The 12,325-nt window shown below is 69.5% G+C and carries 9 protein-coding genes; 3 read left to right on the top strand and 6 right to left on the bottom strand.

Annotated elements, in window-relative coordinates:
- Positions 1–42: 42 nt before the first annotated feature.
- The 3 genes from FM051_RS01110 to FM051_RS01120 all read right to left on the bottom strand — a co-directional run bounded on the left by FM051_RS01110 (position 43) and on the right by FM051_RS01120 (position 3,252).
- Positions 43–915, bottom strand: a complete 873-nt coding sequence (locus tag FM051_RS01110; RefSeq protein WP_158839649.1) for an ABC transporter permease — start codon at positions 913–915, stop codon at positions 43–45.
- Positions 912–1,892 carry an ATP-binding cassette domain-containing protein gene (locus tag FM051_RS01115; protein WP_158839651.1) on the bottom strand — a complete coding sequence of 327 codons (981 nt, stop codon included), beginning with the start codon at positions 1,890–1,892 and terminating at the stop codon, positions 912–914. Before FM051_RS01115 ends, FM051_RS01110 begins: the two co-directional genes overlap by 4 nt.
- A 250-nt stretch (positions 1,893–2,142) precedes the next feature.
- Complete coding sequence (locus tag FM051_RS01120) at positions 2,143–3,252, bottom strand: DegT/DnrJ/EryC1/StrS family aminotransferase (protein WP_158839653.1); 1,110 nt, start codon at positions 3,250–3,252, stop codon at positions 2,143–2,145.
- A 209-nt stretch (positions 3,253–3,461) separates the two neighbouring features.
- On the opposite strand from FM051_RS01120, the gene rfbA reads away from it, so the two are divergent.
- Positions 3,462–4,343: a glucose-1-phosphate thymidylyltransferase RfbA gene (gene rfbA / locus FM051_RS01125; protein ID WP_158839655.1), complete on the top strand. Its 882-nt coding sequence runs from the start codon at positions 3,462–3,464 to the stop codon at positions 4,341–4,343.
- 39 nt (positions 4,344–4,382) lie between these two features.
- Here the strand turns inward: rfbA and FM051_RS01130 are convergent, their stop codons facing one another.
- Together FM051_RS01130 and FM051_RS01135 are read right to left on the bottom strand one after the other, a co-directional pair.
- The gene (locus FM051_RS01130) at positions 4,383–5,024 is read right to left on the bottom strand and encodes a dTDP-4-dehydrorhamnose 3,5-epimerase family protein (protein ID WP_158839657.1); all 642 of its coding nucleotides are present in this window, start codon (positions 5,022–5,024) and stop codon (positions 4,383–4,385) included.
- Positions 5,025–5,027: 3 nt separating this feature from the next.
- On the bottom strand, positions 5,028–6,245 hold the full coding sequence (locus tag FM051_RS01135; protein WP_158839659.1) for a class I SAM-dependent methyltransferase: 1,218 nt from the start codon (positions 6,243–6,245) through the stop codon (positions 5,028–5,030).
- A 211-nt stretch (positions 6,246–6,456) separates the two neighbouring features.
- Here FM051_RS01135 and FM051_RS01140 point away from each other — a divergent pair, with 211 nt between their 5' ends.
- On the top strand, positions 6,457–7,911 hold the full coding sequence (locus FM051_RS01140; RefSeq protein WP_238412035.1) for an NDP-hexose 2,3-dehydratase family protein: 1,455 nt from the start codon (positions 6,457–6,459) through the stop codon (positions 7,909–7,911).
- A 47-nt stretch (positions 7,912–7,958) separates the two neighbouring features.
- On the opposite strand, the gene FM051_RS01145 is transcribed toward FM051_RS01140, so the two are convergent.
- Positions 7,959–8,675 carry a helix-turn-helix domain-containing protein gene (locus FM051_RS01145; RefSeq protein WP_158839661.1) on the bottom strand — a complete coding sequence of 239 codons (717 nt, stop codon included), beginning with the start codon at positions 8,673–8,675 and terminating at the stop codon, positions 7,959–7,961.
- 802 nt (positions 8,676–9,477) lie between these two features.
- Between FM051_RS01145 and FM051_RS01150 the strand changes: the two genes are divergently transcribed.
- Complete coding sequence (locus tag FM051_RS01150; protein ID WP_274383417.1) at positions 9,478–12,288, top strand: helix-turn-helix transcriptional regulator; 2,811 nt, start codon at positions 9,478–9,480, stop codon at positions 12,286–12,288.
- Positions 12,289–12,325 lie beyond the last annotated feature (37 nt).

Below are 12,325 nucleotides of genomic sequence, written 5' to 3' on the forward strand. Positions count from 1 at the left end.
CGAGGGGTGGCCGCGGCGATGGGGGAGGGGGTCTACAAGGGATCAGGCACTCACCCGGCGGAACCGGCGGATCGACAGCGGGACGAACAGCACCAGCAGGACCAGCGGCCACACCACCGCCATCAGCTGGGCGTTCTGCACGATCCAGGAGTCACCGCCGACACCGGGGTTGCCCCACAGCTCCCGCGTGGCGTTCACGACGGACGTGATCGGGTTCCACTCGGCCGCGACACCGAGCCACTCCGGCATGCGCTCCGGCGCGACGAAGCTGCTGGAGATCACGGTCAGCGGGAACACCAACGGGTAGACGATCGGGGAGACCGCCTCGGCGGGCACCGTCAGCCCGAGCAGGATGCCGCCCCACACCAGGGCGAGCCGCAGCAGGAGCAGGATGCCGATCGCGCTGAAGAAGTCGCCCCAGTCGTTGTGCCACTGCCAACCGATCAGCAGGCCGACGGCGATCACGATGACGGTCTCCACGACACCGCGGATCATCTCGTAGAGGGCACGACTGGTCACCAGCGCGGAGGCGGCCATCGGCATCGAGCGGAACCGGCCGTAGACCGCCTTCTCGGTGTCCCTGGCCATGCCGGACGCGGTGTTGCTCAGGCCGTAGGCCATCACCATCACGATGATGCCCGCGATGAGGAACTCGCGGTAGTTCGCGCTGCCCGGAACCGTGATCGACCCGCCGAACACGTAGCCCAGCAGCAGCATCATCATGATCGGGATCATCAGCGACAGCATCGGCTCGATCGGCTCGCGGATGCCGTGGATCACGTTGCGCTTCAACAGGACCATCGAGTCCGACCAGGCCTTGGCCGCACCCGTGGCCCCGGTCCGCTCGACCTCCGCCGTGGTGCCCACCAGCGTCGTCTCCGCACTCGTGCTCGTCGATGTCGATGTCGATGTCATGACGACGTCGCCTCCAACTCAGGCTCGCCGGCCCGGCGTCCGGTCAGGCCGAGGAACACCTCGTCCAGGGTGGGCCGTCGCACGCCGATGTCCTCGGCGTGGATGCCCGCGTCGTCCAGCGCCCGGACCGCTTCGGTGAGGATCGCGATCCGCGCGCCGGACACCACGACGCTGATCTTGCGGTCGTCCGGCTCGATCTGCGGCTCGCCGCCGCCGATCCGGCGCAGCACCTCGGCCGCGCGCTCCAGGTCGTCTTCACTGCGCAGCACGACGTCGATCTGGTCGCCGCCGATCCGGGACTTCAGCTCGTCCGCGGTGCCCTCGGCGATCACCTTTCCGTTGTCCAGCACCGCGATCCGGTCGGCCAGCTGGTCGGCCTCCTCGAGGTACTGGGTGGTGAGCAGCACCGTGGTGCCCGCCTTCACCAGCGCCCGCACACCGCTCCACACCTGGTTGCGGCTGCGCGGGTCCAGCCCGGTGGTCGGCTCGTCCAGGAACAGCACCTCGGGCGCCTGGATCAGGCTCGCGGCCAGGTCCAGCCGGCGGCGCATACCGCCCGAGTACTGGACCACGGAGCGCTTGGCCGCCTCGACCAGGTCGAAGTGCTCCAGCAGCTCGTCGGCCCTGCGGTCGGCGGCGCGGGCGGTGAGGCCGTACAACCGGCCGAACATGACCAGGTTCTCCCGGCCGTTCAGGATCTCGTCCACCGCCGCGTACTGACCCGTCAGACCGATCCGCTTGCGCACCTCGTCGGGCTGGCGGGTGACGTCGAACCCGGCGATCTCGGCGCTGCCCGCGTCGAACCCCGACAACGTGGTCAGGCACTTGACCGCGGTGGTCTTGCCGGAGCCGTTCGGGCCGAGCAAGCCGTAGACGGTGCCCGTCGTGACGGTCAGGTCGAATCCGTCGAGGGCCTGCACGGAGCCGTAGCTCTTACGTATGCCCTTCGCGACGATGGCTGTTCCGGTTGTGGTCACATCCCCCTCCTCGAACTACCGGTCGATTGCCCTCATCCGAGCGGCACCCGGTAGAGTTTATAGCATACACGTACGCCATACACAACGAAAGGGATGTCCTGCCCCGTTCGCGTGGCCACGGGGGTGGTCGGCAGGTCTCGGCCCTGCTCCGGCCTGCGCGTCCGGGCTCGACGACGACCGCCGTCCACCACGGGTGGCCGGCGGTCGGCAGTCGTCGTCGCGTGCGCGACTCAAATCAACCGAGCATGTTTCACAATGTTTCGACAACGTTCCGAACGGCGCTGATGATCTTGTCCTGGAGGTCCGGTGACAGGGCGGGGTACATCGGCAACGAGAAGATTTCCCCCGCCAGTGCCTCGGTCACCGGGAAATCGCCCGTCCGGTAGCCGAGGTGCGCGAAACCCGTCATCGTGTGCACCGGCCACGGATAGCTGATGTTCAGCTCGATGTCGTACGCCTTGAGCGCTTCGAGGATTTCGTCACGCTTCGGGTGGCGGACCACGTAGACGTAGTGGACGTGCTCGTTGCCCTCGGCCGTGCGGGGCAGGACCAGGTCCGTGTCGCCCAATCCCTCCACGTAACGCCGCGCGACCTCACGGCGGCCCGCGATGTAGGCGTCGAGGCGGCGCAGCTTGCGCCGCAGGATCTCGGCCTGCACCTCGTCGAGCCTGCTGTTGTGGCCCGGCGTGGTGACCACGTAGTAACGGTCTTCCATGCCGTAATAGCGCAGACGGCGCAACGCGGCGGCGACCTCGTCGTCGGCGGTGATCGTCGCGCCGCCGTCGCCGTACGCGCCCAGGACCTTGGTCGGGTAGAACGAGAACGCCGCGGCGTTCCCCATCGTCCCGGCGAGTCGGCCGTGGTGTCGCGCGCCGTGGGCCTGCGCGCAGTCCTCCAGGACCACCAGGTCGTGCTTGCGCGCCAACTCCTCCAACGGGGCCATTTCGACGCACTGCCCGTACAGGTGCACCGGCAGCAGGGCACGGGTGCGCGGCGTGATCGCCGCGGCCACCTGGTCGGTGTCCATCAGGAAGTCGTCCGCGCGCACGTCGACGAACACCGGCTTGGCGCCGAGCGCGTCGATCGCGACCACGGTGGGCGCCGCCGTGTTCGACACGGTGATCACCTCGTCGCCCGCGCCGATCCCGAGCGCCTGCAAGCCCAGCTTGATGGCGTTGGTCCCGTTGTCGACGCCCACGCAGTGCGGCACGCCGTGGTACCGCGCGAACTCGCCCTCGAATCCGCGAACGCTGTCACCCATCACGAGAGTGCCGGAGCCGAACACGGTTTCGACGGCGTCGAGGATGTCGTCGCGCTCCTGCCCGTATTCCCTCAGGTAGTCCCATACGCGAGTAGTCATCGGCTCGCCACAACCTCCCGACGCGCAGGTGCACAGTATCCTTGCGACGCGATAGCCCGGTGAGGACATCACACGTCGCGAGAGCGCCACAACCCCCTAGTCGCACCCCAGTCGAACCGCCGTCCCCGGACTTTCCGCAGGTCTATTGCGGGGCGTCGAACGGCGGTCCTACGGTCGGCAGCACCTTATGGTTCGGCGAGGAGCTGGCAATGAAGGGCATCATCCTGGCCGGCGGGGCCGGCACACGGCTACACCCCATTACCCTGGCCTCGTCCAAACAACTCCTCCCGGTCGGCGACAAGCCGATGATCTACTATCCGCTGACCGTGCTGATGCTCGCCGGAATCCGCGAAATCCTGCTCATTTCGACACCGGCCGACATCCCGCAATTCCGCAGGCTGCTCGGTGACGGCAGCCGGTTCGGGCTGCACGTCGAGTACGCGGAGCAGCCGGAGCCGAACGGCATCGCGGCGGCGTTCGTCATCGGCGCGGACTTCGTCGGCGACAGCCCGGTCGCGCTCGTGCTGGGCGACAACATCTTCCACGGCCACGCGTTCTCCGACGTGCTGGCCGAGCACGTGCGGGACGTGGACGGCTGCGTGCTGTTCGGCTACCCGGTGCACGACCCGCACCGCTACGGGGTCGGCGTGACCGACGAGTCCGGCCGGCTCGTGGCGATCGACGAGAAACCGGAACGGCCCCGGTCCAACCGGGCCATCACGGGCCTCTACCTCTACGACAACGACGTGCTGGACATCGCCAAGAACCTGCGCCCCTCGGCGCGCGGCGAACTGGAGATCACCGACCTCAACCGCGTGTACCTGGAGCGCGGCAAGGCCGAGCTGGTCGACCTCGGCCGGGGGTTCGCCTGGCTGGACACCGGGACCGTGGAGTCGTTGCTCCAGGCCGGCCAGTACGTGTTGACGCTGCAACAGCGCCAGGGCGTGCGCATCGCGTGCGTGGAGGAGGTGGCGCTGCGGATGGGGTTCATCGACGCGGACGCCTGCCACCGGTTGGGGCAGGAGCAGGCGAACTCGGACTACGGCCGTTACGTCATGGACATCGCCCGGGAGTTCCAGGCCGGCGTGTGAGCCCTCGTGGGTGTGTTCCCGCGCACCCACGAGGCGGCGTCAGGCCCCGTGTCGGGCTTCGCGTCGGGCTTCGTGTCGGGCCTCGTAGAGCTTGCGCTCGATCGCCAGGCAGTCGGCGTACTGCGGCAGGATCCCCTGCTCGTCCGCCTCCGCGAGGGTGGGCGCGGCGGTGTCGCGATCGGACAGGACCGGCGTGATGCCCTCCGGGATCGGCAGCGCCAACGCGGGGTCGAGCGGGTGCAGGGCCAGCTCGTTCGCCGCGACGTAGCTGCGCGACAACAGGTAGTGCATCATCGTGTCGTCCTCCAGAGCGACGAACGCGTGCCCGACCCCGACCGGCAGGTACACGGCGCGGAACGACTCCGCGTCCAGCACCACCGAGTCCCAGCGGCCGAACGTCGGCGACCCCGGTCGGATGTCCACCACGACGTCCAGTGCGCGGCCACGCGGGCAGTACACGTACTTGGCGGTGCCGAACGGGTTGCGGCTGAAGTGCACGCCGCGCACGACGTCCTTGCGCGAGAGGCTGCAACTGGCCTGCCGCACCGGGAAGAGCGGGCGGCCGACCGACTCGGCGAACGGGTCGTGCTGGAACGGCGAGGTGAACAGCCCCCGGTCGTCGGCGAAGACGTCGGGGGAGAACTCGAAGGCACCGGCGACGGCCAGTTCACGTTTCCGCATCCGTCACACCAGGTGGACTTCGGGCACGTACAGGATCCACTTGCCGCCTGCCTGCCGGAACTTCTGCTCCTTGGCCATGATCTCCTCGGCGTGGTTCCACGCGAACAGCAGCGCGTAGTCGGGGTACGGGTCCGCGAACGCCTCGGCCGGCAGGACCGGGATGTGCGTGCCGGGGGTGAGCCTGCCCTGCTTGGCGGGCGTGGTGTCGCACACGTGCGACACCAGATCCGGTCCCAGACCGCAGAAGTTGGCCACCGTGGCGCTCTTGGCCGTCGCACCGTAGGCCACCACCCGCTTGCCCTCGGCGCGCAGGCGTTCCAGCAGCGCCGTGAGGTCGTCCCGGATGTGCGTGATCCGCTCGGCCAGCCGGGCGCAGGTCGCGGGCGACGCGAGGTCCCGCGCGACCTCCTCCGCGACCAGCTCGGCCACGGCCGGGTTCGGCGTGCGCTCGCCCGCGCGGGCGAGGGTGTACCGGACCTCGCCGCCGTGCACCGGCAGCCGCTCGACGTCGACCAGCGCGAAACCGAAGCGCTCGGCCATGGCCCCCACCGACCGCGCGGTGAACAAGTAGAAGTGCTCGTCGTAGATCTGGTCGAACGACGTCTTCTCGACGATGTCGCCGAAGTACGGGTCCTCGAAGACGAACACGCCGCCGGGCGCCAGCAGGGCGTCCACCCCGCGCATGATCGAGTCGAGGTAGGGGATGTGGCAGATGGTGTTCGCCGCGTAGATGACGTTCGCCGGACCGTCGGTGCCCGCGATGTCCCGTGCCGTGGACTCCTCGAAGAAGTCCGTGCGCACGCGGATGCCGTTGCCGCGCGCGACTTCCGCGACGCCGCCGGACGGTTCCACGCCCAGGTGCCGCACGCCCGCGTCCGCGACCGTGCGCAGCATGACGCCGTCGTTGCAGCCGATCTCCACGACGAACGGGTCCGGCCCGGTCAGCTCGGTCTCCAGGAACCGCTGCGCGGTCTGCTGGAAGTGCTTGCGCATCACCGAGGAGCCGGACGAGTGGTAGGGGTAGTCCTGGTGGAACATCCGGTCGCGCGGGACCTCCTCCACCAGCTGCACCATCGTGCAGGAGCCGCAGACGCCGACGGCTAGCCGGAAGAAGAACTCGTCGTCGGTCTCATGTGGACGGACGAACGCATCGGAGAGCGGCTGACGCCCGAAATCGAGGAACTCGTGCAGAGTCGAGTCGCACACGCGGCACTTCGGCATGCGGGCGACGGTACTGTCGGCCGTCCGGGACCGACAACCCCTGCTCACGGCCACCGTGCCGGGACGAGCACGGTCCCCTACAACCCCCCTTACCGGCCATTGATTGGTCGGTTCGCGGCGGTAGGGCCTCCCGGTCGCGCGGTCGGCGTCCATACGCTCCGGAACCGCACCGCACTGATCCGCTGGAACTCCGCTGGAACGGAGCCTTGTCGTGACCGAACTCCAGACCGGCCTGCTTCGGCCGCGCGACCTGACGACCCCGCTGCGCATCGCGGAGTCCGCCTTCGTCGCCGACGGGTCCGTCCTCGGCCTGTCGGACTTCTACGACTGGTTCCGCACGCGGACGGAGCTCGACGTCGCGCGGGTGACCCGGATCCCGTTCGACCGGTTGCGGCAGTGGAGCTTCCACCCCGACACCGGCGACGTCGTGCACGACAGCGGCAGGTTCTTCGCCGTCCAGGGCCTGGAGGTGCGCTTCCCCGGCGGACCGGTGCCGGTGTGGGCGCAGCCGATCATCAACCAGCCCGAGATGGGCATCCTCGGCATCCTGGTCAAGGAGTTCAACGGTGTGCTGCACTGCCTGATGCAGGCCAAGAACGAGCCGGGCAACCGCAACGGCGTGCAGCTCTCCCCGACCGTGCAGGCGACCAAGAGCAACTACTCCCGCGTGCACCAGGGCAAGGCCGTGCCGTACCTGGAGTACTTCCGGGACACCTCCGGGCACCACGTGATCGCGGACGTGCTCCAGTCCGAGCAGGGCGCCTGGTTCTTCCAGAAGCGCAACCGCAACATGGTGGTGGAGACGCGGGACGACGTGGAGGTGCTGGACGGGTTCTGCTGGCTGACCATCGGTCAGATGCACCGGCTGCTCGCGGACGAGGACCTGATCAACATGGACTCCCGGACCGTGATGTCCTGCCTGCCGTTCTCGGCGGCGGACCTGCCCGGCGCCTTCAGCCGGGACGAGGACGACTTCCAGACCGCGGTGCTGCGGTCGTGCAGCGAGGAGTACGGCAGCCTGCACGCGACCGGCGACATCCTCAGCTGGATCACCGAGGCCCGCACGCTGCACGGCGTGGAGACGTCCCGGATCCCGCTGGACGAGGTGCGCGACTGGACCCGCACCGACGATGCCGTCTCGCACCGGTCCGGGCTGTTCTTCGACGTCATCGCGGTCGACGTGGAGGTGGGGCACCGCGAGGTGAGCGCGTGGACCCAGCCGATGATCGACCCCGGCGGTCTGGGCGTGGTCGCGTTCCTGGTCAAGCGGATCGGCGGCGTGCTGCACGTGCTCACGCACGCCAGGGTGGAGCCGGGGTACCTGGACGTGGTCGAGTTGGCCCCGACCGTGCAGTGCTCACCGCGCAACCTGCCGGCGCTGCCCGCCGAGGCGCGGCCGTTGTTCCTCGACGAGGTGCTGTCCGCCGGTCCGGACCGGATCCGGTTCGACGCCGTGCTGTCCGAGGAGGGCGGCCGGTTCTACCACGCGCAGAACCGCTACCTGGTGGTCGAGGTGGACGACGACTTCGGTCTCGACGTCCCGCCCGACTTCCGCTGGGTGGCCCTGCACCAGCTGGTCGGTCTGTTGCGGCACAGCCACTACCTCAACGTGCAGGCGCGCAGCCTGGTCGCCTGCCTGCACAGCCTCACCAGCTCCCCGGCCTGACCGGACTGACCGGACTGACAGGACTGACCGGCGGAGCCGGGGCGGGGTCAGCAGGGCGGGGTGGCGAGGAAGAGCTCGATGGGCAGGGCGGCTTCGCGGTCCACGCCGAGCTTGCGGTAGATCCTGGTCAGGTGGTGCTCCACGGCGTCGACCGGGATGTCCAGCTCAACGCTGATCTCGCGATTGGTGTGGCCGCGCGCGGCGAGCACCGCAATGCGGTGCTCGCTCTCGGTGAGCCGGGCGGTCTGCTCCGGGGACAGCGGTCCCAGCCGGATCCGCCGGACGTGCGGCAGGTCGCCGAGATCGACGCCCGGCCCCGGCTGCGCGGCGGCCTCGCTGGTGGTCAGCACCAGCACGACAGCCGCGGACCCGATCCGCCGGTGGACGTGGAGGAGGGCGTTCAGGGACGGCTCGTCGGCGTACTGGAGGTCGTCCACGGCAATCACCAGCGGACGCTCCTCGGCCAACCGCAGCAGCACGGCGTGCAACTCCTGGTGGAACCGTTCGTCCGGTCCGGTGGCCGGGAGGTCGTCCAGCAGTTGCCGCAGGAGGCCCAACGGGGTGGTGTGCCCGGCGGGCGATCCGGTGGCGGACAGTATCCGGCCGCCACATTCCGCAACGTATTCGGTGAATTGTCGCAGGAGAGTGGTCCGTCCACAGCCGACGACGCCGTCGATCAGCACGGTGTGGCCGCGGCCGGAAAGCGCCTCGTTGTATATGTCGACCAATTCATCGAGTTTTGCCCGCCCGAAGCCAAGAGGCATGTGAAGAACTCCCCCTCAGTTCGAGTCACCACACGCGCAAGGCTCGGTCACCCCGAGTGGTGGCCGAGATCCCGAGTAGATAGAACGTCGTTAACCTGATAGGGCCTGCCGGTGACAAAAGGTACCGTGTCGGAGTGGCCCCGTGGAAGCCAACGGCGCCGGTTGCGACGTTCGGTGTAGTCCGGCAGTCCGAACGGACCGGCCGGTGGAGCGGGGCTCCTCCGCGTTTTTGATCCACAGTGTTTCCGAATGGTTGAGCACCAGAGCCTTCGTGACGTGCGGCGGCAGGCGCTGCGGAGTCCGCCGAGCGTCGCCGGCGCCGAAGTGGATCGCGGGTGCGGGATGCCGAACGGTGGCCGGCGCGGCGTCTGTTCTGCTTAACGCGCCGGTAGGTTTGCGCTGGTGCCGCCACACGGGTACGTCATCACCCCCGGGGGACCCCCAGATCACGGGTTGACGCCGCAACCCCTCATGATCAACTCCTCGTCGGGACCGTCGCGCGACCCTCCCACCAGCCAAGTTCGTGAAGCCGGGCCGGGGCGCAAGGGGGGCGTAGGGGGTGGCCCACCCGGGTAGGGGAGTAGGGGTTGTCCCCATCATGTAGGGGTGCTTTACTCCGGCTCGTTCGCGCATTGTGTAGACAATAAGCGTAAGGCCTAAACACAGGTAAAGCACACGTTACGAGAACGTGGCTCGATGGGCGGCAGGTCGGCGGCTCGTGGTGGCGGGCAGTGGGCGCCGGCAATGGGGATGGACCGGGGAAACCGGGGGAACTGGGGGAGCTGGGGAAGGGGAAGTCGGCATGGTGCTCGTCGAAAGGAACTATGCGCTATCAGCCCTCAAGCGGATGTTCGCGGAATGTGATGAGGGCAGAGGGAGGATGATGCTGGTCAGCGGGGCGCTGGCCAGTGGCAAGACGGAACTCCTGCACGCGTTCTGCGACCACGTCGCGGACTCGGGTGGTCTGCTCCTCACCGCGACCGGGGCTCGGTCGGAGAGCGGCGTGCAGATGGGCGTGCTGAGCCAGCTGGTGCACAGCGCCCCGCTACCGCCGGAGATCACCGACCGGGTGGCCGCCGCCGCTGCCGCCTCCGAGGCCGGTGCCCCGGAGACGGGTGCGCCGCTCGTGCCGTCGGCACGCCGTCCCGAGATCGGGCTGATCAGAGATTTCTGCGCGACCCTGCTGGAGCTGTCCAAGGAGCGTGCCGTCGTCATCGCCATCGACGACCTGCACTTCGTGGACCAGGCGTCCGTGCAGGCCCTGCTGTACCTCCGGCTGCGGATGCGGTCGGCACGCATCCTGTTGATCTCCACCGAGTGGACGCAGCCGTGGGCCACGCCGTCGTCGCTCCGGGTCGAGCTGACGAGGCTGCCGCACCACCGGATCATGCTCAGCGCGCTGTCCCAGAGCAGTGTCGGCGAACTCCTGGCCCAGCACCTGGGTGCGCCGGTGGCCGCGCAGTCGGCCGCCACGTACCACCAACTGACCGCGGGCAACCCGATGCTGGTCCGGGCGCTCATCGAGGACAACGTGGCCTTCATGGTGCGGGGCGGTGACGGCGGTCCGGTCACCGAGCCCGTGGTCGGCGTCGCGTTCGGCCAGGCCGTGCTGTCCTGCCTGCACCGCTGGGAACTGGGCCTGGTGGACATAGCGCAGGGCGTGGCCGTGCTGGGCGCGCACGCCACGCCCGCCCTGGTGAGCAGGCTGCTCGACGTCGAACCGGACGCGGTCGTGCGCGGTATCGGCATACTGACCGAGGCAGGTCTGCTCGGTGCGGGCCGGTTCCGGCACGCGGCGGCGGGTGCGGCGGTGTTGGACAGCCTCGCCGCGACCGACGCGTCACGGCTGCACCTGCGGGCAGCCGAACTGTTGTACCAACAGGGCGCCGCGACCGTGGAGGTGGCGCGGCACATCGTCGCCGCCGACGACGTGGGCGGTCCGTGGGCCGTGCCGCTGCTGCGCGAGGCGGGCCGCCAAGCCATGATGGACGACGAGGTGCAGTTGGCGGCGCAGTGCCTCCTGCTGGCCTTGCGCGCGTGCGACGACGAGCGGGAACGCGTCTCGATCACGGCCGAGCTGGCGACGGTCCGGTGGCGGGTCAACCCGTCGGCGGCGATCCGGCTGACGCCGCTGCGCGGAGCGTTGTTCGAGGGCGAGCTGAGCGGCCGGGACGCGGCGACGGTGGTGCGGAACCTGCTGTGGCAGGGCGACCACGAGGAGGCGGTCAAAGCCCTCACGGTGCTGCACGGCCCGAAGGGCGTGCTGGACCCGCAGACCGGCGCCGAACTGGACCTGGCCTACCAGTGGATCTACGGTCCGCGCCGGGCGCGGGTGCCCCGGCAGGCCGTCGGCGACCACCACCGCGCCGGTGCCGCCGCGAACCCGTGGACCAGGGCCGCCTCGGCGCTGACCGCCGCGCTGCACGACCGCACGCGTGACGACCTGGTGGACAGCGCGTGGCACCTGCTGCGCAGCTCACGGCTCAGCGACACGTCGCTGGAGGTGCTCGCCAACGCCCTGCTGACGCTCACCTACGCCGACCAGCCCGACTGCGCCGCGTCCTGGTGCGACAACCTGCTCGCGGAGGCGGTGCGGCGGCGGGTGCCGACGTGGCAGGCGGTGCTGGGCAGCGTCCGGGCGGACATCGCGCTGCACCAGGGCGACCTGCCCGCGGCGAAGGCGTGGGGGCGGACGGCGCTGGAGAAGCTGCCCGCGCAGAGCGGCGGCGTGCTGATCGGCTACCCGCTGTCCACGTTGGTGCTCGCGGCCACCGCGATGGGCGACTACGACGAGGCGTCTGCCCTGTTGCAGCACGCGGTGCCGGAGAAGATGTTCGAGACCGTGTTCGGCCTGCGGTACCTGCACGCGCGAGGTCACCTCTACCTGGAGACCGACCGGGTGCTGGCCGCGTTCACGGACTTCCAGAACTGCGGCAGCCTGATGCGCAAGTGGGACATCGACGTGCCGGTGATGGTCCCGTGGCGCAGCGATCTCGCCCAGGCGCACCTGCGGCTGGGGCACCTGCCGGTGGCCAGGGACCTGGTCACCAAGCAACTGGAGCAGCCCAGCGCGATCGGCTCCCGCGTGTGGGGCATCTCGTTACGGGTGCTCGCCGCGAGCGGTGACGTCAAACAGCGGCCACAACTGCTGCGCGACGCCATCGACCGGTTGCGCGCCTCGGGTGACCGGCTCGAACTGGCCAAGGCGATGGCCGACCTCAGCCAGGCGTACCACGAGATCGGGGAGTCCGGCCGCGCCCGCAAGATGGCGCACCGGGCCAGGGAGGAAGCCGAGGTGTGCCAGGCCAACGTCCTCTCCGAGCAGTTGCGGGAGAGCGGCGGCCGGGCCGCCCAGGGCGAACGGTCCGAACAGCAGGCCGACCTGGACGGGATGTCGGTGCTCAGCGACGCCGAACGCCGGGTCGCGTCGCAGGCCGCGCTCGGCTACACGAACCGGGAGATAGGGCTGCGGCTGTTCATCACCCCGAGCACCGTCGAGCAACACCTGACCAGGGTCTACCGCAAGCTCAAGGTGAACGGCCGTCGACACCTGCCGCCCGAACTGCTGCTCCAGGGCGTCACCGAGGAAGCCCGCCAGAAGCAGCCGAGCTGACCCACCCGCGTGGGCACTCCGACACGGCGAACCGCGT

The sequence above is a fragment of the Saccharothrix deserti genome (genome assembly GCF_009769385.1).
Taxonomy (GTDB): Bacteria; Actinomycetota; Actinomycetes; order Mycobacteriales; family Pseudonocardiaceae; genus Actinosynnema; species Actinosynnema deserti.